Genomic DNA, 24,339 nt, shown 5'->3' on the forward strand with positions numbered 1-24,339 from the left:
GGCTCCCGCTTTATCCCTTGGGCCATTTGTACTCCCCGGTCAGCAAGATGTGCCCCCAGCCGAGGGGCGAGGTATGCGCCAGGAGGTCGGGCGGGACTGGCAGTCCTGCGCGCCGGCGCCGAATGACGGCCTCTCCCAGCCGGGCCGTGTTCCAGTAGATCACGATGGCGGTCAGCAGGTTGAGCGCAGCCATCCGGTAATGCTGTCCTTCGGCCGTGCGGTCGCGGATCTCGCCCTGGCGGCCGATCCTGAGCGCGTTCTTCAACGCATGATGCGCCTCGCCCTTGTTGAGGCCGATCTGGGCGCGGCGTTGCATGTCGGTGTCCAGCACCCATTCGATCATGAAGAGCGTCCGCTCGACGCGACCCACCTCGCGGAGCGCCGTAGCCAGGTCGTTCTGCCGGGGATAGGAGGCGAGCTTTCGCAGGATCTGGCTGGGCGCGATGGTTCCGGCCGTCATGGTCGCGGCCACCCTCAGGATATCCGGCCAGTTGGCGGCAATCAGGTTCTCGCGGATCATGCCACCGGACAGACCCCTTAAGTTCGATGGCATGGCTTTCGGATCGAAGACGTGGAGACGCCTGGATGGCAGGTCGCGGATGCGCGGAATGAACCGGTGACCGAGGATCGCGGTGACGGCGAAGACGTGATCAGTGAAGCCGCCGGTATCGGCATATTGCTCCCGGATCCGCTTGCCGGTTTCGGTGTTCAGCAGTCCATCCAGAATATACGGCGCCTCGCTGACCGTGGCCGGAATGGTCTGGGACGCGAAGGGCGCGAACTGGTCGGACACATGGGTATAGACCTTCAGGCCCGGCTCGGGCCCGTATCTCGCGTTGACGAGGTTCATCGCCTCGCCCTGCCGGGTGGTGGGGAAGAACTGGCCATCACTGGAGGCGGTTGTGCCCAGGCCCCAGACGTGGGCCATCGGCAGATTGGCCTGCGCCTCGACCACGCCGGCCAGCGCGCGGGCGTAGGCGTCGCTTTCCAGGTGCCAGCGGGAGAGCCGCAGCAATTCCCAGAAGCCGTGGGAATTGCTCGCCTCGGCCATCTTGCTCAGACCAAGGTTCAGCCCCTCGGCCAGGAGCAAGTTCAGCAAGCCGATCCGGTCCTTTGGCGGGGCGCCGGTCCGCAGATGCGGGAAGTGTTCGGTGAACCTGGTCTCCCGGTCCACGTCCAGCAGGATGTCGGTGATCCGCGTCTCCGGGATCCGGCGGTAGAGATCGACCAGGAGGTCGTCGGCCCCGGGCGGTACCGATGTCGGCAATCGGCTGAGCTGCAGAACACCATTCTCGATCGATCCGCTTGGGATCGCGCCCGACCGTGCGGCACGGCCCAGTCGTTCGAGGCCGAGGTCCATCCGAGCCCGGCGATCGCTCAACCAGTCGTCGGGATCGAGGGGAACGGCGAGACACGGGCTTTCCTTCGCTGCTTGGGCTGGCACCAATACCTGTTTCATGTCGCCGTAGCGCCGGGAGTCCGCCAGCCAGATGTCGCCCGAGCGGAACGCATCGCGCAGGTGGAACATGACCGCGACCTCCCAGAGCCGATCGTCCCCGGCCACCTGGTCTTTCAGGTGCCGGTGCCACTTCGACGTGCGCCGCAGGAACTGCGTCGGCTGGCTGTGAGCCTTGCTGGACCGGATCACGTCCGCGACTGCGAGGAGAGGTCTGGCCACCTCCGCCCCGTCGATCTCGAGGAGACGCAGCATGCGGGGGGCGTAACGGCGGAACCTCCGGTGCCCTTGCCCGACATGGGAGATCGGGTCCGACGACAGCGTGTCCGTCAATCGGGCCGCAACGGCCACGAGCGATTGCAGGTCCGTCCATCCCGGGCTGAACGAGATCGCCCCGTCGAGGGACGCGCCGTCGGTCTTCGCCTCGAGAAGCGCCGTGCCCATGTCACGGAACGCGCGCAGGGTCTTTCGGACCGCCGGTTGCGCCCCGTCCAGCTCCGCATCGCTTAACCGGGCCGCGTCCCGCCACGTCCTGCCGACGATCCGGTCGTGGGTCTCGACCACGGCATCCGCGATCGCGCGCCGCCACTCCGCCACGCAGACGACGAGGATTGCGTGGCGCCGATCGTCCGGGAGATCGCGAAGTCCATCCGCATAGTAGCGCTCGCCCTGGCGGCGAAGCCGGGTGATGCGATGCTCGGGAACGCCTCGCAAGGCCTCAGCCGGGAGTTCGAAGCGTTGCAGGACATCCAGCCGATCCAGCAGCCGACGCGCCCCGGCCGAGTTGCTCCCAACCTCGAACTGGCGCAACCAGACGAACCGGGTTAGCCGATCCTCCATCATGTCCCTCAGCAAGGCGTCGAGAGCCCTGCGGAGATCGTCGCTCAGGCGATTGGCGATCCGCGCCTCGATCCGGCGCTCGGCCACGACGAGGGCGTCGGCACAAAGCCGTTCGATGGTGGAGATGGCCGGCAGGATCGTCCGGGTCCGGCGACATTCCTCGATGAAACGGTGGGCGATATCCTCGTTCGAAATGGCGAGTTCGGCCTGATCCTCGAGCCAGGTCTGCATGTGCCGGACTCCCAGGCCCGAGAGGGACCGGTAGCCGTAGATCTTCCGCAGCGCCGCCATGTGCTCATGTCGCGTTTCCTCCCGCGCGGCGTAGTCGTCGAGATCGGCGTCCCTCAGACCGAGCTGGGCGGCGAGGAAGCGGGTGATCTCGGCCGGGATGAGTTCTTCCGGCAAGAGAGCGCGTCCGGGGTAGCGCAGCGCACAGAGCTGCAGGGCGAAGCCCAACCGGTTCCGCGGCCGGCGGCGCTGGTTGGTATTTGCGAGGTCCTCGTCCGAGAGCGTGTAGTGCTTCAGTAGCCGCGCGTTGTCCGTGGGGAGACCGAACAACACGTCCCTTTGCTTCGATGTCAGGATGGTCCTGCGGGCCATGTTCCTTTTGCTCCCTTAGAAGCCTTTGCGTATCGTTGATTACGATACGGTTTGAGGAACGCCAGACATGCCAGGACATGCGGGTCTCCAAGATCTGTCCCAAACGATCGTTTGCGACGCATGCTGATCGGCTACGCGCGGGTCTCGAAGGCCGACGGAAGCCAGTCCCTCGACCTGCAGCGGGACGCCCTGATCGCCGCGGGCGTCGGCGAGGACCAGATCTACTCGGACAGGGCCTCTGGGAAGATAGACGCCCGGCCCGGCCTCGAAGCTTGTCTGAAGGCCCTCCGAAACGGCGACGTGCTGGTGATCTGGAAGCTTGACCGGATGGGGCGCAGCCTGCATCACCTGGTGAAGACGGTCGCCGGTCTCTCCGAGCGCGGTGTCGGACTGAAGGTACTGACCGGCCAGGGCGCGCAGATCGACACGACCACGGCGCACGGGCGGCTTTCCTTCGGCATCTTCGCCTCCCTCGCCGAGTTCGAAAGCGAGCTGATCCGGGAACGGACCATGGCCGGGCTTGCCGCCGCACGGGCCCGAGGGCGGAAGGGAGGTCGCAAGTTCGCGCTGACCAAGGCCCAGCTACGCATGGCGCAGGCGGCGATGGCCAACCGCGATACCTCCGTGTCCGAACTCTGCAGGGAGCTGAAGATCAGGCCGGTGACGCTCTACCGATATGTGGATCCAGAGGGAAACCTGCGCGAGAACGGAAAGCGGCTTCTGGGGGTATGACGTCTGAAGGACTTCAGAGAGGAACGTCCGCCATGGATCTCGACGACGACAAGATCGATGCGGCCGTGCTGGCCCTCCTGCGCCTGACCCTCCACGACGGCCGGCGCACCTGGAAGGGGTTCGACTGGGACAGCATGGACCGGTTGCACCGGAAGGGCTGGATCACCGATCCGGTGGGAAAGGCGAAATCGGTCGCCTTCACCGACGAAGGCTTGGAGCGATCCGAGCGCCTCCTGCAGCAGTTGTTTGGCAAGGGGGCCGAACCGGAGGCGTGAGCGAACTCAAGGCGAGCCGCCTCGGCCTTAGCGTAGGATTTCGCGCTCTCCTGCAAACGACCCGTCACAGCAAGGCGTCTGTCGGAAGTGTCAAGGTCCGTTTCGAGCCCATAATTACCACGGCGTGCAGCTCCTGTTCACATGTGCAGCGAGGCGCGCCTCGTCGCGCCGGCCCTTCGCCGCCGTTCCGGTAACATCCTTGGTTTCCCCAAAGTTGCCGTTCGTGCTTACTGCCGCGACAACCCGGCCTGCACGGGAGTTTTCTTCTGCGCTGTTTTCACCAAGGCGAGTTTCCATCTGAACTCGAACCTTCGTGCGCGACAAGCGGTGCGAAAAGATTCTTTAGGTCCCGATCATCAAAACGGTCGGCGGCATGACGATCCTCGCCTGTCACCGACAATTCTTCGTCACTTACGGCCTGCTCAATGACTTTCTCGATTCGAAGCTGGATCGCCTGTTTCGCGGCATCGACGGCGCTTGGATTGTATCCGACCCGTTGGGCCAGCCTTTCGACCGCGTGAACATAATCGTTCAGTGTGGAATCGGACTCGACATGGTCCAGATTCTCGCCAACATTCTCGATTAGTCGCGGAATGGCGGTTGCAATGTCCGCACGGAACAATGCGCCAAGAACGCTGTCATGCGCATCGATGGCGTTCAACAAGCGATCCAGATCGTCAGGATCAAGATCCTGTTCGAACATGCCATGGATTGCCTCTTCTATTGAAGTGGCGAGCGCTTCGGTCTGATCGCGCTCATCGTCCGGAGCGGAAAGGAGGCTCTCAAGGAGGTCGGGTAATGCATTTGCATCTTGCCATGGCGAGAACCCACCAAGCGGACTGCGCGCGATCGCCGTCGCAGCTTCGATAAAGATAGGTAGGGCACAGACACGCCACCATCCGAGCAGCAATCCGATGCGCCGTCCATTTCCCATGTCCGACAAAGAAAAAGTCCCGGGACGTTCGGGATTTGGTCGCCAGAATGGAATGCTTTTCAGTCGCGCACTAAGGTCAGCGAAATTCTCCAGGAGGACCCGCAAGTCGGTGGCGCTCACCTGCGGAATGCTCTGAAATTGCTCGAATATCCGTTTCGCACCGTTGGCACTCACTGCACCGCTCGCCATAATCATCAACGGCCCTTTGTCGCAGAGATAACGGTTCAAGTAGTCCCGCACTGAAGGGTTGATGAAGCATACTGTCCTGTTGACGATGACGATAAAGCTGCCCTCAAGCGTCTTCAAGCTTTCCTCAAAATCCTTGATGTCATGGGCAAGTTGAAAGGCGGCGCAAAGCCGTGGATGAATGCCATCGAAGACCTCGTGCAGTTCGTCGATATCCGCGCCATACTCGGATGCGAAATAAAGAGCGAAAAGAAGGTGCTGACAGCGCCGTGGAATGTGGTTGCGAAACGGCTTCTCCCATATTCGCTCGGGATTATCGAGCGCCTTAAGAAAGCCGTCGGCGTAGCGCCCTGCCGGGACGCGCTCGATGTGGCCTGCGTCAGTCATCCATTCGACGATGCGCGGGTTGAAATGTTTATGGTCGACGATATCCCTAATCGCCCCGCTCTCGACGAGCGCACGGATATGCCCAACGGGAACACCGGCGACGACGAGATGGTTGTAGATGATACGCGCCCGGATGCGTCTTGTATATACCCCGACATCAAGCACGTAGCGCGCGACCTGTAGCCGCTGGTCGGACAAAGATTCCGAGGCAAGGCGCGCCTGCTCATAAATGTAGGCGCGGGTAGTCAGGACGAAGCGGGCAGTAGGCGTGCGAGCAACGCGTGCGAGGAAGCGCGCAAAATCGGAGTCCTTGTTCGATAGAGCACGCTCGTCGAGCGCAATTCGACCGAGGAAGTCATCGAAAAAGAATATCTGCCTACGGCTGTCATTGATTCTGGCGAAACCATCTTCCAGAGACCGTATTGCGACCAGTTCCCATTCTTCGCCGATGTAGGCGTAACACAGCATCTCCGCGAGCGTTGTCTTACCGACGCCAGGCGGCCCCGAGACGATAAGGATGCGCTCGGATTCCAGGGTGCGTCGTCCCTCGGCGAAGCTCGGATTTTGGGCATAGACCTTGAGTTTCGCTGTGATGTCTGCGCGGGTGATCGTAGTAAAATTATGCGAGGCCGCGTGAAGCACGCGCTCAAGCACGGCGGTATCCGATAGCCAAAGTTTGACGTGAGCCTTGGCGACGTCGTCGTGCTCGCGCAGCAGGCCATTCAGGTCCTCAAACCCACGCAAATCGTCGAGGCTATTGAGGCTAGGACCGATTATCTCAGCGAGCGCCCGCTTGTTGGCCGGGGTGAGCGAAACAGATGTCGCTAGGATATAGCGGTTGAGCGCGAGCTGATCGATAGTGGCGCGTTCGTGGCGCATCTGCCGACTCAGGCCCGTAAACCCGGAGCCCCGATAGTGCTTGGCTTGGAGGATGATCGTATCGTCAGAACCTGCATGCCGTCCGTCGATACCGCCATCTGGCCCAGGCCCGAACGCTTCAAACCGGCAGGACAGCGCGCGGCCTATGAGGTCGCGGACGAGGTCCTCAAAGTCGGCGGGCGAAAGGGATGAAAAACTATAGGCCACAGTCCGCTCTGAATGTCGTCTGCGATTCTTCGAGCTGCCTTATAAGGGTTTGACTGCATCGATAGCGGATCAGGCGCGCAGCCATGCCATCGCATCCCTTACCGACTGATAGTCAGGGATCGCGGCCCTATAGTCGTCATCTGCAAGACCATCCATAAACGCTCTTTGTGCCGCACCCGTCTTCGCTATGCCGAGGTGAGCCTCAATCGCACCCTTTGTCCACATCCAAACACCAAGCGCCTTCAGTTCCTCATGCAACCGCACTATGCAGGGCATTGCTGCATGATGCATTGCAAGCAGTTCGAACGCGGCGGCAGCGGGGGCACCATTGTGCTTCATCGGAAGCCCTTCAGCATCAAGTCCGATATGTCCGTCGTCTCTTAGTTCGGCGAGAACCACCTTACATGAGGCAAGGTCCGCATGTTCTCGATCAAGAAGAGCTTTGATCGGAGCAATTCTGAACGCGAAGTCGAGATCGACGATCGCCTTGCAAGGCACACCCATCGCATTGAGAACTTTCATCGTATCCGGGATGTTGGGTGTGCCTCCGATATCTACCAACCCAATTTTATCCTCGTCAGGCGTGAGCCCGAACTCTTCTTGAAAGATCGCAGGCAAAATGGTGCGCTCGGTCTTGCCCTCTGTGATCCCAACACGCTCCGAGAACAGGATTTTGCTCGAGTTAGAAAGGGCGAAAAGCGCGTCCGACTGATGATCAGCATCATGGATCGCATTCTTCACCGCATCCTTGATCCGAGCGTTACACTTCGTTCCGTCTGCAGCCGTCCTGCGGATTAGGAGTGCGCTTGGTGCATCTGAGCGCGAAATCATATTCGCCGAGTGCGTCGTGATGACAACCTGATAGCCGTCTCCCGCAAGGCGGCTCAGGGCAGCGCGCACGACTTCTACGGCTTGGGGGTGCAGGTAAAGCTCGGGTTCATCGATTAAGAGGAGCGTTGTTCTACCAGCGTTTCCGCCGCCCGCCCTTCGAACCTCGGCGAGGCACTTGACAAGCGCAATCTGAATAGAGCGCTGAGCGCCGTGCCCGAATGACGAAGCATCCCGACCGTCCGGATTCTCGTATCCTTCCTCGAATATCCGGATCGTAGCTAACTTCATAAAATCAGCAAACTCTGGCACCGGTATGTGGGTCTTTGCCGAGACGCCCGGGAAGAGCTTTGACAACTCACCCTGGATGCGTCCGTCGAGATCGACTAGGGTTTCATCTTTTTCGGCGGCATTCGCGGATAACCTTTGCTCGATATCCTGGAGTGCCGCAGCAACAGCTGGCGAGTGTCTGTCTATGACCGGCGTCATGATCTCTTTTAAGAGTTTGCCGATTGTAGTGCCGCTACCGAACTTCGCCACGTCCTCTGTCGCGTTCTCCATCGCCCCGATGAAAATGGGATCCGGAAACAAGGCGCCTATTGCGGGGTCGATGCCCGCTGGGTTCACCGCCCATTCGTTTTGGCCGTTTTCGCGCCTGAGCACTTCGAAGCGTATCGCCGCGGCCGTCTGCCCCGGTGTCGTTTGGATGCGCCTAATACGTATGCGATCGTCGACCACTAGCGGCTCAATGCGTCCCCGATGCGCGTCCCCGATGGCATTAAGGACCTCGCCGGTGATCCCGGATATCTCCGCCTCGACGACGACGGGCTGATCTGCCCGGTGAAAATCTTCGGCAGAAAGACTGGATCGTTTGATGATCCAGCCGACAGCCCGAATGATGTTCGTCTTGCCAACATTATTGTAACCAACCAAGGGCGTATAATGTGAAAGCGGGAAAAATCCGTCAGATATGGACTTAAAATTCTGAATTCGAACCTCTGAAATGTGATGCACGCAACCCTCCCCCGCCGGTTGCACAGATCATCACAGTTGCGCTCAAAATAATCCACCCATTTTCCGCTTTTTCGCGTTAGCACGTGCCACTAACAGCCTGCTGGAAAAGGCCGGTCTCGACGCAGTTTCGAGAAGATGATTCACCTTCGTCACGGCAGTGGCGGAGAGGGCGACGATGCGCGGGACGGACGAAGCGAGCGGATCGCTGTTCAGCTATGTGGACCTTGAGGAACGGGTTCCGTCGGGTCATCCGCTTCGCAAGATCCGGCAGATCGTGAACGACGCGCTGGCAAGTCTCGATGCCGAGTTCGGTGCGCTCTACACCGACTTCGGCCGCCCCTCCATCGCGCCGGAGCGGCTGATCCGGGCGAGCGTTCTCCAAATCCTGTTCTCGATCCGGTCCGAGCGGCAATTGATGGAGCAGATGGATTACAACCTGCTGTTCCGGTGGTTCGTCGGACTCGGCATCGACGACCCGGTCTGGGTCCCCACGGTGTTCAGCAAGAACCGCGATCGGCTGCTGACCACGGAGATGTCGCGCAAGGTGATGGCGGCGATCCTGGCACATCCGGAGGTCCGACCGCTGCTCTCGGATGAACACTTCTCGGTGGACGGCACGCTGGTCAAGGCGTGGGCGTCTATGAAGAGCTTTCAGCCGAAGGACAGCGCACCGCCGGATCGCGACGACGATCCAGGCGATCCGCTGCCACCGGCCGAGGAGAGCTCCTCAGACACCAGCCAGCCCCAGCAGACCGAGACGCCGCCGATGTTCGACACACCCCGCCAGACCCGCAACGCCGAAGTGAACTTCCGGGGCGAGAAGCGCTCGAACGCAACCCATGCGTCTGTGACGGACCCGGATGCCCGCCTCTACAAGAAGGCGCCGGGTGCCGCGGCGATGCTGTGCTTCATGGGGCATACGCTGATGGAGAACCGAAACGGGCTGGTTGTGCAGGCGGAGCTGAGCCACGCCGATGGCCATGGCGAGCGCAAGGCAGCGCTCGAGATGATCAATCGCCACTCCCCCGGCTCGACCCGGCGCCTGACGCTGGGAGCAGACAAAGGATACGACAATGCCAACTTCATTGCCGCGCTCAGGCGCCGGGTCGTGACACCGCATGTCGCGCAGAAGGCCCGGCATTCAGCCATCGACGGCCGGACTACCCGGCATCTCGGCTACGCCGTGTCCCAACGGCGCCGGAAGAAGATCGAGGAACCCTTCGGCTGGGCCAAGACAGTGGGCGGCATGGCGCAGACGCTCCACCGCGGCCTCGACAGGGTCCGCGCCAAATTTACGATGACCATGGCCGCCTGCAACCTGGCGAGGCTGCCGAAACTCCTTGCCGCCTGACGAGCGGAGCACCCCGGAAACCCGGCCTTCGCAGCCGCCAAGCCCCCGCCTTCAGATCGCGCCAGCAGGAACAGCTTCCCTCCAGCCCGACTTCTTCAGCAGCCTGTTAAACGGTCCACTATCCTGTCCTTCATGACAGCATCTCGTAGGCGGGTAATTGGACGGGATGAACCACCGTTCCCACCGGATGTTTCGTGGGCCATGCCGAACCTGCGGCAGTCACCTTTCCGCCGTCCTTCCAGACAGCCTTGGCCGGTGCGGCAGAAATCGAGCAAGTGCAGCGTAAGTCCGGAAGGTCCGCACACCGGACATCCGCCAGGGCGGTTCGGTTCCTTCGTTTTCGATCCGCGCGAGGTTCGCTCTTGTCTACGAGGTCGGCGCTGCGGCCGCCTCAGGATGGTGGTCCGAAGATCGGGAGCTGCCATCTATTCGCGGGCTCGCAATGGCACGCAGGTTACACCGCAGTCATCCCGACCTGGCCCTCGCGGGACCTCCGTCGACCTAAGGCATGATCCGTCGTGTCACGCGTCAGGTCGCCGTAGCCGATTGTCCCCACTCGTAGGTGTTTCCGTCCTTCCAGATCCGGTGCATCAGGATCGCCAGTTTCCGCCCGACGGCGACGATGGCGCGTCGCATCCCACGCCGCTTGGCGACCGCCATGCCCCAAGCCCGCAACTTGCTCCACCGCTGCGAGCGCGTCAGCAGCGCGAGCCCAGCTTGATACAGGACCGCCCGCATCCCGGCATCTCCGACCTTGGAGATCGGTCCGTTTCGATCGGTCTCGCCGGACGCGTACTTCCTCGGCGTCATTCCGAGATGAGCGCCAACGTCGCGGGATCGCCGGAACCGCGCGGGATCGTCGATGGTGGTGCGGAACGTCACGGCGGCGAGAGGTCCGACGCCAGGAATAGTCATGAGCCTCCGGCAGACCTCGTCCCGGCGCACGATGCGGTGGAGCTGGCGGTGCAGGATGGCGTATTGTTCTCGCATCGCCGCCCTTGCGCGGAGAAGGGGTTCTATAAGTTCGCCCTGCTCAGGGGCATCCGTGACCGCCTCCCGCACGCGCGCTTCGAAAGTGGCATGACTGATATGGCCGGAAATTTTATGCCGAACACCCGCAGCGTGCCGCGGATCGCGTTGTCGATGTCGATCTGCTTGTCCAAAAGCGTCTTGCGGTTGGTCAGCAGCATTCGCAGAAGCTGCGAGGCCTTGGACTTGATATGGACCTCGGAGTACCAGCCGACTCGCATCGCCGCCGCGATGGAGCGGGCGTCGTTCCGGTCCGTCTTCACCGGCATGATCTTCGTCAGGGCCCGGAGCCGCCGTGGGTCGATGCAGATCGCGTTCAACCCGCCCGCGCGCAGTCCCTCATGGAGCCAACGGGAAATACCGCCGATCTCGAGGCCCGCCCGTTCGATCGGACACTTCCTTCGGTCGAGCCAAGTCAGGATGCTATCGGGATCGGATGGCACCGCGCCCTCAGCGACGATCCTCCCCGTGGCATCTACTACACAGATCGCCGTCTCGTTCAGCGACACGTCCAATCCGGCATAATACGTCATGGCATTCTCCCTGATCCGCCCTGTCAGCCGATCCTCCGTTTGTATGGGGGCGACTGCAATCACCCCATCTATTCGCTGACCAAGGGCCAGGCGGCGATCCGCGAGATCGCCGGGGCCATGACCGATCATACCGGCAACCTGCCCTCGCTGCCGGCCATCTTCCCCGACCAGTCTGCCCCGGTCGTGCGCCAGGGCGAAGACGGCCGTGAGCTCGTCATGATGCGGTGGGGAATGCCCTCGCCCAAGTTCGCTCTGAAGAACCGCAAGACAGATCCCGGCGTCACCAACGTCCGCAATCTCGGCTCGTCGCACTGGCGGCGCTGGCTCGGGGTCGAGCATCGCTGCCTGGTCCCCTTCACCAGCTTCTCCGAGTACCGCGTCGAGACGGACAAGAGCCGCACGCCGGTCTGGTTCGCCCAGAACGAAGATCGCCCAATCACCTTCTTCGCCGGCATCTGGACCGAGTGGACCTCCGTACGGAAGGTGAAGGAGGGCGAGGTGACGGCCGAGCTCTACGGGTTCCTCACCACCAAGGCGAACGAGACCGTGGGCGCCATACACCCGAAGGCCATGCCGGTGATCCTCACCGAGCCCGAGGAGTGGGAGACGTGGCTGACGGCGCCGTTCGACGAGGCGAAGGCGCTGCAGCGGCCGTTACCGGACGACGTGCTGCTGATCGTGGCGGAGGGGGAGAGACGGGACGGTGACAGCGGTAGATAGGCACCGTTGCTCGGTATTGCGGCGAACGACACGAAGGGCGGAAAACAGTCATTCGCGGCGGCGGGTATGGAAGTCCGGTGTGCGGACGAAGCCGACTTTGTTTTTAGGCGAAGAGTTTCTTTAGGAAGTAGCGGCTTTGACCACGCGGATTGTCAGGAAGTTCTCCGAATACCTGGTAACCAAGCTTCTGGTAGAAGTCCGGTGCTTGAAACCCAAAGCTATCGAGCCAAACGCCGGTGCATTTACGGTTCCGCGCCAGCTCTTCGGTTTTCTCGACAAGGGTTCGACCGACTCCTGTGCCGCGCAGGTCTTGTGGCACAAAAAGCAGTTCTATGACGGCCCAATCATAGGCTGTTCGGCCCCAGAGTCCGCCAGAAGTTCGCCCTTCCGACGACTTTAGAACGAAAGCGAATTTTCTGAGGTCGGGATCAGGCCCTCGCTCGAGATTGTCTGCGACAAGGGGCTGTAGGATCGCCCGCCTCTCTTCATCGCATGGATCTTCAAGGTATGTGATAAGTGCCACCCAGCGCCTCCGAATTGAGCAAACGGAGCGACTGATTGGCAGTTTTGTCTTGTTGGTCAACAAGCAAAGTGGGCTCGAACCTGACCTTCGCTGCGATTTGCGCGAACGGCAGCTAAGGGCCGAAGCTGTTGCGAACTTTCAGAATTCACGGTTCGTTTCCTTGTGGTAGAATCCGGTCAGTTCCCCTCCGCCGCATCACACCCCGGAGACGACATGACCAGAATGGACCGGACCCGCTCCTCCGCCATCGCCCTGGCCGGCACGGCCGCCCTCGCCAGCTTCACCCCGTCCTCGGCGTCGGCCGCGGATTACGACATGGACTGCAAGCTGATCCTCTGCATGCCCGCGGGCTTCCCGTCCGGGTGCAGCGATGCCTTCGACCACATGATCGACCGCCTGCGCGACGGCAAATCGCCGATCGGGACCTGCGCCATGTCGAACGGGGCGGCGTACGATCGCTACGAGATCGCCTACGACATCAAGCCCGCCACGGACCCCGCGAGCTGGGACTGCCCGGCCGGCAAGACGCTCTACCACAGGGTTCGGAGCGACGACGATGCCGGGCATCGGCAGACCGTCAACACGTTCTGCTACGACACGGCCTACCGGCATGACGGCTGGACGCCGAGCGACGGCGACACGACCGTTACGACCTACACGAACATGAGCCTCCCCGAGCGCAAGGACTTCTGGGTGAACCTGACCGTCGAGCCGGACACCGAGGCGGCCTATTCGCCCGGCTGGCAAAAGTTCGACGCCGGCCTCCACCGCGGAACGACGACCATCCGTTACCGCGATTGATCCGGACGGGCGCGACGCTTCTCTGCCTCGCGATGGCGCCGGCCCCGGCCACGGCCCAGGTCGGCTGCCTGCCGCCGGAGGAACCCTTCGCCTACGAGCCGCCCGACGACGACCCCGAACTGCGGGCGCTGATCGACGAGCAGTACCAAGCCTACATCAACGGTACCGAGAGCTACCTGAACTGCCTGAACGACGAGGCGGTGCGGGCGCGGGCCGAGTTCCAGACGATCCTGAACCGCTACCTCCGGTATTTCGGGGACGAGGCCGGGGTGGAGTTCGACGTGCCGGGCTGAGCGTGTAGCATGAGGTCGTCAGACAATGCTGCCATTCGTCGACGCCGCAGCGATCGGCGGCTTGGAGTCCACTTTACCTGATGCTGCGCGAACCACGAATGGCGGCTTCTGTGGACCTTGCCACGATTGCAGCATGTTGTTCTGTATAGCCCTAGACCTTCCTCTGCGTGCGTTCCGAAAGCCGAAGGGGATGCTATAGCAACGGCTGGTCTGTTCCATTCGCACGTTGCAGATAGCTGCACACCGCGCCGGCAAAGCAAGGTCGGGTGGCCTCCCATTCGTGGGATCACACACGCTCGGCTGGTGAGCGCTGCTGGCCGCCGGTCCGCATCGCGCAGCGGCCGGGTGAGGCCCGTGCGCTCGATGGGTCGCACGCTCCGACAGGCCGGCGACTGGAAGCAGCTTTTGGATCAGGGCTCGAGGCCGTCGGACAAACCTGGCGATCCTCCTCCGAAGAAGCGGATGGCGACGAAGCCCCGGCCGGTGCCGTCGGGCATGGACTGAGCTTTCGGCGCGCCGATGGCGAGCTCTTCGAGGCCGTCCCCATCCACGTCCAAAGACACGATCGCATTGCCGAAGCCGTGCATACCGCGCTCGTCCAGATCGATCTGGCAGGCTGAGACCCGCGTCGATGCCGAGGCCGCCATGACGACCTTTGCTACGACGTACGGCGCCAAGTACGCCCACGCCGTCACCTGCCTGACGAAGGACCGGGAGGCGCTGCTCGCCTTCTTCGACTTCCCCGCCCAGCATTGGGACCATCTCCGCACCGCCAACCCGATCGAGAGCGTGTTCGCCACCGTCCGGCATCGGACCGTGCGCACGAAGGGCGCGCTGTCGCAGGGTTGAGGAGACCGTGGCCGCAGTCCGGCCGCGCAAGCCCCGAAACGGCGAAGCTCATGGTCTTCACCCTGATCCGTGCCGCCTAGAAGTCTTGGCGCCGTCTGTCGGGCGCAAATCAGTTGCCTCCGGTCGGATCCGATCGATCCCGGCAAACGCTCTCAAGATGTCCGGGCGACAAGCGGCGGACACATGCATTCCAATTGTTGTTGCCTCCCTTGGCGCAACGTCGCAATCTTGAATTGTAGGCAAAGGGGACGCGCATTTGGCGTGATACAGCCGCGTTCCGTCAGCGCGGGGGGCTCGATCGTGGCAGGTCTCGACATTCGAAATGCGGACAATCGGGCACTGAGACGCCTGCCGGGGATCGGAAAGGTCGGGGCTCGCAAGATTGAAGATGCCGTCAAGAGCGGTGCCGTCATCGAATCCGTTGGCGAGCTGGCCGCCATCGCCGGGGTGCGGCGGAGCTTCCTGCCCGCACTTGCAGCCGCGGTAGAGCTTAGACCGGACCGGACCCGCCCCGAGATCGACACGCGGCTTCCAGTGGTCCGATTGCCCGAACTTAACGTGGTCGGCCCGGCGCCTACTTGGAACATTTTCCCTCACGAATGGAGTTTGCGCGCTGCGGCTCAGGGCCCCGGCACCGCAGACTTCGCCGGTTGGACGGTGGCTTGGGAATACGATTCACTTCGGGGCCGACGGCGGCTGACCGCAGATCTGGACGCCGATGGCGAAGTAGGGTTGACGGTGCGGGGCCAGGATCGCCCCGCATCCTTCGTCCCGGCCATGTCGGTTTTCGTCGCCGATGAAATTGGGCGCATCGTCGCGGAACGGCACACGACGCTGCCGAATGACGCTTTGCTGCGGATCCGCCTTCCGGAGACGCGTCAGGACGATCGCCTGCGCATCGCCGTCAGGAAAACGGCGGCCGACACGGATTCCGGTCTTACGCTGGATTGGGCCGTCACGCGTCGCCTCCATCCCAGAGGCACGGCACCGAGCGAAAGCGGGTCGGTCGACCTGTCCCGTGACAGCGAACTTCTGGTCGAGGCGCACTTTCCCGCGCAATTCGACACGATCCGGGCAACCGTCCGGACCGAATATGGCTTGATCCTGTTCGACGGAGATCTTGCGTTCGAAGCCCTCGCGGGCGATGACGATGTCGACGCGGGAGAGTCAATCGATGCCCGTCGTCTGACAATCGAAATCGCGCCGCCGAACGAGGACGCTTTCACCGTTCGTCTGGACGAGGATCTGCGGGTCGTCGCGAATCCCTACCTGTCGCATAAGATAAAGGCCTCCTTCGCGCTGCTCGACGCGTCCAGTTTCGATATGGTTTGGCGGGGCGAGGAGCGATTTGCCATCGATGTCGATGGCACCGCCCGCGTGGTGCTCCGGCACCACGGCGTCATCGACGATCTGGCCGTGGAAGTGGAAGCGCCGACGGGCGAGATTCTGGGGCGGCTCGATGTGGACGCCGAGGCATTGCGCAGCGGAACCGAGCTGGTGGTCGCGGTTCCGCCCAAGGAACTGGTAGGTTCCGTCGGTGGTTTCGAGCAGCTGCCCGTCCGTCCCGACAAGGCGCTCTGCCGCCTCCTCGATCCGTCAGGCGAGAAGACCTATGCCGATCGGCAGGTCATCTTCTATCTGTCCCAAACCCCCAATCCAGGAGAGAGCGATTACAGCCCTTATCTCGCTGCACGCTCCGAGAGCGGGGGCTATTTCACGATCGACCTTCCGACGGGTCCGTTCACCGGCGCTTTCGCGCGCGTGGGCGTGGCACTCGACGGGGCACGTTTCGTCGATGTCGAGATCAGGCTGGAGCGCGACACCATTACCTTCGAGGAAGGCGGTGCGCTTCGGACTCGTGAGGCGCTGTTCTTGCCGGGCCGAATCCTGCTGGTCGTCGCGAATGACGAGGACGGTGGGCCGGGCGAGGATTGCGAGTGTTCGGGCCGGTTCGACAAGGCGCATGCCGTCGTCGACGAATTCAACTACTCGACCGTCGTGCGAACCACGGAGCCGGCCATTCGCGGCTACGAGCTGCGCGACGAGGGCATGGTGACTGTCGCTGAGATCGCCGATCTGGTGCCCGAGGATACCGCAGGTTTTCTCGCGCGCATTCCCGATCGCCTGCACGGGAGTCTGATCGTCAAGGATATCCTGTTGGGGGCGGTGAACCGCAGCGGGGGCCTCGATGCCACCGTGATCGAATCGGCCATTGCGAAGTCGAACGCACGGGCCCTGAAATCCGGTTTGGCCCTGCAAGACCGGGTTCGTGCACGCGGCCGCGCAATCCTGAACGCCGACAGGGAGATCGACTGGGACGACGAGCCGACGGTCTATCAGGCGACCAGCCTCGCACATGGCCACCTGCTGCAGTTCAAGCAGGAATGGATCGCGGACGGCTATTCGCTGGGCGACGTCGTCCATTCCCTTCCCCTTGCCCCGGGTCAGCAGAAGCAGATTGCCGTGATCGACTGGGAAAGCCGCGTCTCTGCGCGGCTGGACGAGAATCGCATCTCGACCGAAGCCGTCGATAGCACCCTCGATCGGATGCGCGATGTGAACGAGGTCGCCGCGGGCGTGCTGAAGCAGAACAGCCGGGGCGGGTCGTCATCCCGGGTCTGGGGGGTCGGAGGCGGAATTGGCATCGGAGCCATCATCCCGCCCGTCGGCGGACTTCTGGGCGTGGCGGGAGGCTACTCGTCCTCCAGTGCATCGTCTTGGCAGAACCATACGCGCCGTAACACCATGTCTTCCGCCCAGAACCTGCGCGACCGGACGGTGCAGTCCGCGGCCGCAACCCGTGGTCAACGAGCGACCGTGGTGCAGACCGTGCGCCAGGGCGAAACCTTCACGGCGACGACGGAGACGGTGTCGAACTGGAACCACTGCCATTCCCTGACCATCCAGTATTTCGAGGTCCTGCGGCACTACCGGATCGAAACGCGTCTGGCCTCCGTACAGGAATGCCTTTTCGTGCCGCTGCTCATGAAGCCGTTCGATCGGTCCAAGGCGCTGCGCTGGCGCGAGATACTGGAGGCGTCGATCCTGCGCCGTGACCTGCATGATGCTTTCGCGGCGATGGCGCGGATGGCGGTCGATCATGCCGGCAGCGATCTGCCGGAAGGCACCTACGCGGATGCGCCGCTCCACGGTCTCAACGGCGAAGTGACGATACATTTCCGCCTGCCCACGCCAACGGAGATCCTCGGCACGGACAGTGCGAAGTGGATGAAGACCCATCTCACGGCATGGAGCGCCTATAATCCGGGCCTCATGGCTATGGTGGACGATTTTCAGGAAGCCGATGATCGCGGGCGCCATGCGCTGTTCGAGCGCCACGTAGCCCCGGTCATTGCCGGTCAGATTGTCGATGCACTGAGCTTTCGGGCGGTGATCGCGGATCCCGAGGGGACGAATGAGCGTCGGGTCGACCTGCCGCTCGATGCGACACTGGTGGGCGAGTTTCGCAACGACAAGCCGCTAACCGTGTCGATCCGCCAGACCGGAGCGCTGCCGCCTGATCTCGTTCGTGCGCGCATCCGGGCGATAGAGATCGAAAAGTCCGATCTCCTCGGGGCGGTCCTGAGCCGACCGGACAAAGACGACCTTTTCTACCTTGACCTGATGCCCGTCGGATCCAGCGCGTTGGTCGTACGAGGTACGCTTCGATATCGGACCGATTTCGCGTCCGGGACGCTGTTCGGACCGACGCGCATTCGCGACGACCTCCTGGACCGACAGGCGGGCGCCCGCGGTATGATCCCGCCACCGATCTACATACCGACGCCGATGTCGCGCAGCGAGATGGTCGATCCGCGGAAGGAGGACGCTCGTCGGGACGCCGAACTGCTGGACCATCTGAACGACAATCTGGAATTCTACCATCAGCTCATCTGGCGCGGCATGGATGATGCCCGTCGCTTCATGTTCCTCGACGGCATTCAAGTGGTTGACTGGTCGGAGACAACCGCGGATCGCTACCCTGATGGCGTGGTGCGATCCGTCGCCTCCGTGGTCGAGAACGAGGTCATCGGCGTTGTCGGTAACAGTCTCGTCCTGCCGGTGGCGCCAGGATTCCGGTTGGACCCCGGCGTGCGCGGCAAGGCGATCGATCTCTTCAGCCTTTACCGTCCTGATACGCCGTTCGAGCCGATCCGCGTCAGCATGCCCACCAGCGGCGTGTTCGCAGAGGCTGTGATGGGGCATTGCAACAGCTGTGAGCGGATCGAGAACGATCGATTCTGGAAATGGCACGAAGTTCCGATTCCCAATGCCCCCACAGCCATTTCCGAGGTTTCGACCGCATCGCGTGCCGCACCGCCACCAAATCTCGATCCCACCGAATACCCGTCTCCGCTGGTCTCGATCCAGAACGCGCCCAATGTTCCCGAGCCCTCCTTGGGGCGGGCCACGGCCGAGCTCTTGGGCAAGTCGGGCGTGTTCCCTGACGCAGCCGGTCTCGACCGCACGCAGCAGAATGCGATGTCGGCCTATTCCAAGCAACTCGACACGGCGAAGGGTTTCGGCGACCAGGCCGCGGGTCTCACCGCGCTCGGCGCCAAGCTCGATGCCATCATGCAGGCGCGCAAGAACAACCTGATGACCGCCGATGAAGCCGCGTCGGCGACGAAGGACGCCTTTTCCCAAGCTCAAAAGGCGTCCGACGTGGCGATCGACACCGCGCGCGCCGCAGCGGCGGGCGCAGCAACGGGGGGCAAGGGGGGCAGCACGCCGCGAGCTTTGCCCGGTCTCACACCGGAGGCTACGCGCGATCTGCTGGCGCAGACGGGGAGAGCAAAGACCGCCGAGCTGAGCGTGCGGGACGACGACGGGCAGTTCGACCTCAAGCTGGCATCAGCGATCGATGATCCCTTTCGTGGAATGGAGTCCGACCTGAGTGACGATCCCCTTTTGTCGCGCTTCAATCCTCTCGCCTGGTCGAATCCCACCGAGGAAGATCGCGTCGCCGCGGCGCTGGACATCTTCTCCCGAATTTACGGTGCGACCTACGCCGACCTCGACCGTCGGTTAGCCCTCTCGGTGGCCTATGCCGTTGAGCGAGACCGCGAATGGACTACACGGCCCGATGACGCGGCATTCGCTCAGGCCTATGCCGACAACCGTCATCCTGTGTCCCGTGCCCGGGGCCGATCAGAGTCGGAAGCGCCAGCCGCAAGATTGTTCGAGACGATCCGCGAACATGCCGGTGTCGGAATGCCGGCCGGCATGTACACGTCGGTTCCCACCGAGGACGAGCTCGATGACATGGCACCGAGCGAACGGGTGGCCGCCGTCCAGGCCATCATGGCCGAGTACGGCGTGGATGAACCGCAAGCGAAGCGTCAACCTTGGAGTGCCGTGTTTCTGACGGCCTGTCTGAGACGCCTGGCGGCGCCTGAAGCGGATCGGATCGATGCGAGCGACGGCTTTGCGCCCAGCGGCGCGCACCGAACCTATTTCATCCGCGGGTTCAGAAACGCTCGCCGTGGTCTACTGGACCGACCTTTCTGGACGAGCGAGCGCAGCGAGGTCCCGATTTCGGCCGGCGATCTGATTCTCAAGACGCGTTCAGGGGACTTGGCGACCTTTACTCGCCACGGCGGGTATTCGGGACATTGGGATGAAGTCTCGGCGCAGTGGGCTGCTCGCTTGGACGCAGAGGCCGCCGGACAGACCCTGCCGCGCCTGTCCGCATGGGCACGTTCGCTGCATTCCGATCTAGTCGTGTATGTCGGACCGCTGGCTGCAGATACCATGTCCCCGCCTTCGGGCCGCTTCGCCGTCACTTTGGGCGGTAACACCCGCGATGTCCGGACCCGGCGAGCGAACACCGTCGGGATGAAAATCTACCGCCTGGATGCAGACGATGTGATCGAGAACGAGGTCGAACGGAACCTGACTGATGTGGTGACGATCGACACATCGTTCGCAGTGCTGCACCGCCCCACGCCCGCGCAGAGAGCGGCTCAGATCACGGCGCTCCACCCCGATCTCGTGGAACGTGGCGCCCGATCGCACGCGATTGATCGGGTGATCGATGAAGGTCGCGACCTGCGGTACCTGGACGACGGCGAAACACCAACCGACGAACCTGAGAACGAAGGAGATTTCCCGGAGGATGGAGGTGGCGGGACGATACTCGTCTGACCTGACTGATTGGCGCGCTGCTCAGCGATTGAACGAAGGTTCGGCCCTCACGAGGCTCTGGAGCTTGATCGTCGAGACGCCAGGCCACTGGTGGTCTATTCCCGGTCGAAGACCTATGCAGCGATCCGGGAGCTGGCGGTGTATGGCAGAATGAACGGGCGATCTGGCTCCCCCGCCGAATATTTTTCTCGACATGTCCGTCTCGATCGTCGCTGGGGTCCACCGCTACTTCGTTTTGATGATCCACCGGGGCAAGCCGTCATGGTCAAAAAGACCGACAATCCGAATTCGCTCAATTCGATCAAGGCGAAGAAAGTCGAAACGGTGCCCTCCGCACAAAATTGGGTGGCCGCGACAATCGACGCGCATGGCCTCGACCCGACTTCCGACCCGCTCACGGAGGGCGTCATCAGACTGGCAAGCTTCATCGTGGGTTTCAACACACCTTTCCCGAAACAGCGCCGTGTCGATCTGGAACGATGGGCTATAGCCGATTGAAACCGGCCCTCCGAGCGGTCCGCAGCGAATGCCGGGTTCGTCCGCATAGTGTGATTTTACGCTAGGCCCGTCGAGCGTCCGGACTGACGGACATCGCCACCCTGGCCTGATCCTCCGGCGCCGATCCCCACACCCGCCACTCTCCAAGCGCGGTTCCTCTGCGGACACGTCCCGCGGGCGGTGACGTCCCGCGGGAGAGAGAAGAGCGGGCTTCTTTCAGGATGAATGTCCGGGAGGAAGAGACGGGAGCGGTGCGCCACGGCGAAACCGGACCGCAACCCCTTCCCTGACATCCGGGACCGGCCAGGCGGCGTCCCACCGTCCGGCCGAGGCCGAGCCTGTCGAGCAGGCTCAAGGGCGCAGCAAGACGCCCCCAAGGGACATCCACCACGAGCCTGAAAGGAGGTGAGAACACTGGAAACCTACTGGCACGCGCGCCGGGCTGAAGCTTGGGCGCTGTTGAGGAAGGGCGGCCTCTCTCGCCGGATCGCCCGCGCCTTCCTCCTCCAGCACGGCACCGTCTGACGACGAGCCACGCCGCAGCCCCTCGCGGGGCTGCGGCACCCATACCGCATCCGGCGCTGCGGCGCCACGAGAGACATGGAGGCCCCCATGCCCGATTTCACCATCCACACCCACCCCGTCCTCGCCGTCCCCTGCCCCGATTGCCGGGCCGCCACCGGCGCCTGGTGCAAGCGCCCGAGCGGTCATCGTGCCGCCGACCTGCACCGCGCGCGGAAGGAGGCTGCCGATCGCGTCTTCATTTCGCAGCATGGCCCCGACGCGACGATCCGCTTCGACGAGGATCTCGACCGCTGGCAGATCGAGGCCGCCGACATCTGCGCGCCTGCCGCGCCATGACGCTCGCGGACTGGCTCGCGATGGCCTTTGCGATCCGGCGTCGCCGCATCTCGGCGGCGAGATACGCCGCGGAGGCCCGTCACCTGCGGGCCTTCCCGGTGGACGAGATCGACGTCGAGCTGGACGTGCCGCTCCTCGAGCACGTCCTGGCGGTCCTGATGGGGCCGCCGCACCATCATCCGACCGGGTTCGAACGGCCCCACCGGGGGGCGCGAGGCACGGCGCCGCAGACCCCGATCATCGTGGCGCTGGCGAACCGCGTGGCGCGGCTGCGCGCGGCGGGCGTCGGCGGCAATCTCCCCGCGTCCGACTGATCCGAAGGCTCCCGGTCCCGAGAGGGAAAGGCGGCCTTTTTTCGTGGTGGATTTGCACCCCGGAGAAAGGACCCGGACCGATGGCCACCAAGCAGAAATTCGATCCCGCGGCGGAGATAACCCAGGAGATCATCGCGCTTCTGGAGAAGGGCACGATGCCGTGGCGGCGGCCGTGGAAGATCGCCGGCGGCGGCGTGCCGCTGCGCCACAACGGGGAACGCTACAAGGGCATCAACGCCTTCCTCCTGGGTCTGCGCGCGGCAATGATGGGCTACAGCTCACCCTACTGGATGACGTTCAACCAGGCTCGGGACCTCGACGCCTGTGTCCGCAAGGGCTCGCGCTCATCCATCGTCGTGTACTACGGCACCGGCAGGAAGCGCGGCTCGGAGGCTGGGAGCGGCGACGGCGATGGTAGTGGAGAGGACGGCAAGGAAGGTGGCGGCAGCTACCGTTTCCTGAAGTCCTACCGCGTGTTCCACGTCAGCCAGATCGACGGGCTCAATGCGTCGTACCACCCGGAGCCTGAAGGCGACCCGAGCGACGGTCCGACGATGGATCCGGACGCCCAGGCGTTCTTCGACGCGATCGACATCGACGTGCGCTACGGTGGAGATCGGGCGTGCTACGTCCCGTCCGTCGATCAGGTGTGGATGCCACCGCTTTCCCGGTTCGAAACCGCGGGCGGATTCGTGTCCACCCTGACCCATGAGCTCTGCCATGCCACGAAGGCAAAGCACCGGCTCGATCGCAGCTTCGGCGTCTCCAGCTTCGGCAACGAGGCCTACGCGAGGGAGGAGCTCGTGGCCTGCGTCGGAGAAGCCTTGATGGGGCAGCGCATGGGCTTCTACGCCGATCACATCGACAATCACGCGGCCTACATCGCGTCGTGGATCAAAGTGCTGAAGTCCGACACGCGGTTCCTGTTCACCGCGGCCGCCCACGCGCAGCGGGCGGTGGACTTCCTCGTCGCGGCGTCGGAAAGCGGCGCGAAAGCGAAGGAGGCGATCCATGAGGCGGCGTGACGACCTGGCGATCCACAACGAGCGGGTGAAGCTGGCAGTGACGATCCTGAACGCCATCGCCATCGCGTTCTTCGGCCTGGGCGTCGCGCGGCCGCTGATCGACGGCGATGTGGCGATCACGCCGATGATCGTGGTTCACTTCGTGGTGGCTGTTGCTGCCGTAAGGGTCGCCTATATGGTATTGGGACAGTTGAAGACAGACGACGCGGAGAAGGAGACGGACCGATGATCGGAGAACTCATCCTGGCAGCTCTTGCCCTCGCGTTCTGCGGCGGGGCCGTGATCTGGGCGCGCTGGTCCGGTAACCGCGTGGAGAACGCCGATCCTGCGCGACGGAGCCGCCCGGCAGAGTAAGGCGACCCTATGATGGCGAAGCCCCCGCTCCGAAAGGAGATCGGGGGCTTCTTTTCGTTTGGCTCAACCCGAACGGAAAGGATGTCCCCCATGTCAGACCGCACCCGACACGTCGTCGCCTTCTACGAAATTGACCGCGCCTGGGGCGGGCCGGAGGAAGGCGGCTGGTGGTACGATTGCGGCGAGCTCGCCCGCATCCTCAAGGTTGTGCCGTCGGCCGACGCCGCCCATGACCTCGCCGCCCGCGCCAACCGGCTGATGGACCGGCTCCAGCGCGGCAAGCGCGATGTCGGCTCGGTCATCTACGCCGGTGGGCGCTACGCGGCCTGCGTGTTGGAGGACACCGCGCCGCGCGCCTTCCCCGAAACCCGACCGCATTACGAGTGACGCAGGATCGCGAGGTTGGCATAAGCAGGTGCCAACCTCGTCCCCGACCGCATTCGCCCAAGGACCCCGCCCATGAAATCCGCCGCCATCCATAGCCCGTCGCTCGACCGGATCATCCGGGGCGAGCTCATCGCCCGCCACGACGACGGAACGGCCACGATCCGCTTCGCCGGCAGCCTGGTCCGGCGCGGCCGCGAGATCACCATCGCGGAGATGATGGGCGCCGCGGTGTCCTGACCGACCGGCGGCTCCGGCTGCGCCGCTGCCACACCGAAAGGTAGAGGCGGCCTCTTTTCGCGTGGACTCAAACCCCACC

Annotated in this window: 20 protein-coding genes and 2 pseudogenes; 16 read left to right on the forward strand and 6 right to left on the reverse strand. The window is 63.3% G+C overall.

The features are described from left to right. Window positions 1-10: 10 nt before the first annotated feature. On the reverse strand, window positions 11-2,896 hold the full coding sequence (locus tag LX81_RS14800; protein ID WP_111538101.1) for a Tn3 family transposase: 2,886 nt from the start codon (window positions 2,894-2,896) through the stop codon (window positions 11-13). A gap of 120 nt (window positions 2,897-3,016) precedes the next feature. On the opposite strand from LX81_RS14800, the gene LX81_RS14805 reads away from it, so the two are divergent. Next, a complete protein-coding gene (locus LX81_RS14805) occupies window positions 3,017-3,628 on the forward strand; it encodes a recombinase family protein (RefSeq protein ID WP_111538102.1) in 612 nt (203 codons plus the stop codon). A gap of 32 nt (window positions 3,629-3,660) precedes the next feature. Continuing rightward, a complete protein-coding gene (locus tag LX81_RS14810) occupies window positions 3,661-3,903 on the forward strand; it encodes a DUF6429 family protein (protein ID WP_036182093.1) in 243 nt (80 codons plus the stop codon). Window positions 3,904-4,180: 277 nt separating this feature from the next. Here the strand turns inward: LX81_RS14810 and LX81_RS14815 are convergent, their stop codons facing one another. Further along, a complete protein-coding gene (locus tag LX81_RS14815; RefSeq protein ID WP_111538103.1) occupies window positions 4,181-6,496 on the reverse strand; it encodes an nSTAND3 domain-containing NTPase in 2,316 nt (771 codons plus the stop codon). Window positions 6,497-6,565: 69 nt separating this feature from the next. Continuing rightward, window positions 6,566-8,338: an ATP-dependent nuclease gene (locus LX81_RS14820; protein ID WP_170133967.1), complete on the reverse strand. Its 1,773-nt coding sequence runs from the start codon at window positions 8,336-8,338 to the stop codon at window positions 6,566-6,568. A 175-nt stretch (window positions 8,339-8,513) separates the two neighbouring features. On the opposite strand from LX81_RS14820, the gene LX81_RS14825 reads away from it, so the two are divergent. Next, the gene (locus LX81_RS14825) at window positions 8,514-9,689 is read left to right on the forward strand and encodes an IS5 family transposase (RefSeq protein WP_111538105.1); all 1,176 of its coding nucleotides are present in this window, start codon (window positions 8,514-8,516) and stop codon (window positions 9,687-9,689) included. Between the two features lie 528 nt (window positions 9,690-10,217). Here the strand turns inward: LX81_RS14825 and LX81_RS14830 are convergent. Beyond that, a pseudogene (locus LX81_RS14830) lies at window positions 10,218-11,251 on the reverse strand (IS110 family RNA-guided transposase). A gap of 39 nt (window positions 11,252-11,290) precedes the next feature. Between LX81_RS14830 and LX81_RS14835 the strand changes: the two are divergent. Next, window positions 11,291-11,971 (forward strand): SOS response-associated peptidase, encoded by a 681-nt coding sequence (locus LX81_RS14835; protein WP_234822627.1) that lies wholly within the window; start codon window positions 11,291-11,293, stop codon window positions 11,969-11,971. A 103-nt stretch (window positions 11,972-12,074) separates the two neighbouring features. On the opposite strand, the gene LX81_RS14840 is transcribed toward LX81_RS14835, so the two are convergent. Then, window positions 12,075-12,494 (reverse strand): GNAT family N-acetyltransferase, encoded by a 420-nt coding sequence (locus LX81_RS14840; RefSeq protein WP_111538106.1) that lies wholly within the window; start codon window positions 12,492-12,494, stop codon window positions 12,075-12,077. 213 nt (window positions 12,495-12,707) lie between these two features. On the opposite strand from LX81_RS14840, the gene LX81_RS14845 reads away from it, so the two are divergent. Further along, window positions 12,708-13,295: a hypothetical protein gene (locus LX81_RS14845; RefSeq protein WP_146259442.1), complete on the forward strand. Its 588-nt coding sequence runs from the start codon at window positions 12,708-12,710 to the stop codon at window positions 13,293-13,295. Next, window positions 13,292-13,588 (forward strand): hypothetical protein, encoded by a 297-nt coding sequence (locus LX81_RS14850; RefSeq protein WP_111538108.1) that lies wholly within the window; start codon window positions 13,292-13,294, stop codon window positions 13,586-13,588. The genes LX81_RS14845 and LX81_RS14850 overlap by 4 nt, the downstream gene beginning before the upstream one ends. A gap of 410 nt (window positions 13,589-13,998) precedes the next feature. Here the strand turns inward: LX81_RS14850 and LX81_RS14855 are convergent, their stop codons facing one another. Then, the gene (locus LX81_RS14855; RefSeq protein WP_111538143.1) at window positions 13,999-14,235 is read right to left on the reverse strand and encodes an FG-GAP repeat protein; all 237 of its coding nucleotides are present in this window, start codon (window positions 14,233-14,235) and stop codon (window positions 13,999-14,001) included. Between LX81_RS14855 and LX81_RS14860 the strand changes: the two are divergent. The 10 genes and pseudogenes from LX81_RS14860 to LX81_RS22280 form a co-directional block, all read left to right on the forward strand. Further along, a pseudogene (locus tag LX81_RS14860) lies at window positions 14,159-14,431 on the forward strand (transposase); the annotation flags it as partial. The gene LX81_RS14855 and the pseudogene LX81_RS14860 overlap by 77 nt on opposite strands. Before the next feature lie 306 nt (window positions 14,432-14,737). Beyond that, complete coding sequence (locus LX81_RS14865; protein WP_146259443.1) at window positions 14,738-20,584, forward strand: hypothetical protein; 5,847 nt, start codon at window positions 14,738-14,740, stop codon at window positions 20,582-20,584. A 90-nt stretch (window positions 20,585-20,674) separates the two neighbouring features. After that, a complete protein-coding gene (locus LX81_RS21915) occupies window positions 20,675-21,082 on the forward strand; it encodes a hypothetical protein (RefSeq protein WP_146259444.1) in 408 nt (135 codons plus the stop codon). Window positions 21,083-21,694: 612 nt separating this feature from the next. Then, window positions 21,695-21,943, forward strand: a complete 249-nt coding sequence (locus tag LX81_RS14875; protein ID WP_211322784.1) for a zinc finger domain-containing protein — start codon at window positions 21,695-21,697, stop codon at window positions 21,941-21,943. Continuing rightward, window positions 21,940-22,257, forward strand: coding sequence for a hypothetical protein (locus LX81_RS14880; protein ID WP_111538111.1), 318 nt, complete (start codon window positions 21,940-21,942; stop codon window positions 22,255-22,257). The genes LX81_RS14875 and LX81_RS14880 overlap by 4 nt, the downstream gene beginning before the upstream one ends. Before the next feature lie 80 nt (window positions 22,258-22,337). Then, window positions 22,338-23,282 carry an ArdC family protein gene (locus LX81_RS14885; RefSeq protein WP_111538112.1) on the forward strand — a complete coding sequence of 315 codons (945 nt, stop codon included), beginning with the start codon at window positions 22,338-22,340 and terminating at the stop codon, window positions 23,280-23,282. Further along, the gene (locus LX81_RS14890) at window positions 23,269-23,511 is read left to right on the forward strand and encodes a hypothetical protein (protein WP_111538113.1); all 243 of its coding nucleotides are present in this window, start codon (window positions 23,269-23,271) and stop codon (window positions 23,509-23,511) included. Before LX81_RS14885 ends, LX81_RS14890 begins: the two co-directional genes overlap by 14 nt. Further along, a complete protein-coding gene (locus tag LX81_RS23170) occupies window positions 23,508-23,636 on the forward strand; it encodes a hypothetical protein (protein WP_272939491.1) in 129 nt (42 codons plus the stop codon). Before LX81_RS14890 ends, LX81_RS23170 begins: the two co-directional genes overlap by 4 nt. 90 nt (window positions 23,637-23,726) lie before the next feature. After that, entirely contained in the window at window positions 23,727-24,023 is a 297-nt protein-coding gene (locus LX81_RS14895; RefSeq protein WP_111538114.1) for a hypothetical protein, read from the forward strand. Between the two features lie 72 nt (window positions 24,024-24,095). Then, window positions 24,096-24,260: a hypothetical protein gene (locus LX81_RS22280; RefSeq protein WP_170133969.1), complete on the forward strand. Its 165-nt coding sequence runs from the start codon at window positions 24,096-24,098 to the stop codon at window positions 24,258-24,260. The last annotated feature ends 79 nt before the right edge of the window (window positions 24,261-24,339 follow it).

The organism is Palleronia aestuarii (assembly GCF_003253995.1).
GTDB lineage: Bacteria > Pseudomonadota > Alphaproteobacteria > Rhodobacterales > Rhodobacteraceae > Palleronia > Palleronia aestuarii.

Coding starts and splice junctions, on each gene's coding strand:
- LX81_RS14800 (WP_111538101.1), bottom strand. CDS start 2,896: ATGGCCCGCAGGACCATCCTGACATCGAAGCAAAGGGACGTGTTGTTC.
- LX81_RS22280 (WP_170133969.1), top strand. CDS start 24,096: ATGAAATCCGCCGCCATCCATAGCCCGTCGCTCGACCGGATCATCCGG.
- LX81_RS14885 (WP_111538112.1), top strand. CDS start 22,338: ATGGCCACCAAGCAGAAATTCGATCCCGCGGCGGAGATAACCCAGGAG.
- LX81_RS14880 (WP_111538111.1), top strand. CDS start 21,940: ATGACGCTCGCGGACTGGCTCGCGATGGCCTTTGCGATCCGGCGTCGC.
- LX81_RS14890 (WP_111538113.1), top strand. CDS start 23,269: ATGAGGCGGCGTGACGACCTGGCGATCCACAACGAGCGGGTGAAGCTG.
- LX81_RS14895 (WP_111538114.1), top strand. CDS start 23,727: ATGTCAGACCGCACCCGACACGTCGTCGCCTTCTACGAAATTGACCGC.
- LX81_RS14805 (WP_111538102.1), top strand. CDS start 3,017: ATGCTGATCGGCTACGCGCGGGTCTCGAAGGCCGACGGAAGCCAGTCC.
- LX81_RS14825 (WP_111538105.1), top strand. CDS start 8,514: ATGCGCGGGACGGACGAAGCGAGCGGATCGCTGTTCAGCTATGTGGAC.
- LX81_RS14810 (WP_036182093.1), top strand. CDS start 3,661: ATGGATCTCGACGACGACAAGATCGATGCGGCCGTGCTGGCCCTCCTG.
- LX81_RS14845 (WP_146259442.1), top strand. CDS start 12,708: ATGACCAGAATGGACCGGACCCGCTCCTCCGCCATCGCCCTGGCCGGC.
- LX81_RS14875 (WP_211322784.1), top strand. CDS start 21,695: ATGCCCGATTTCACCATCCACACCCACCCCGTCCTCGCCGTCCCCTGC.
- LX81_RS23170 (WP_272939491.1), top strand. CDS start 23,508: ATGATCGGAGAACTCATCCTGGCAGCTCTTGCCCTCGCGTTCTGCGGC.
- LX81_RS14855 (WP_111538143.1), bottom strand. CDS start 14,235: ATGGCGGCCTCGGCATCGACGCGGGTCTCAGCCTGCCAGATCGATCTG.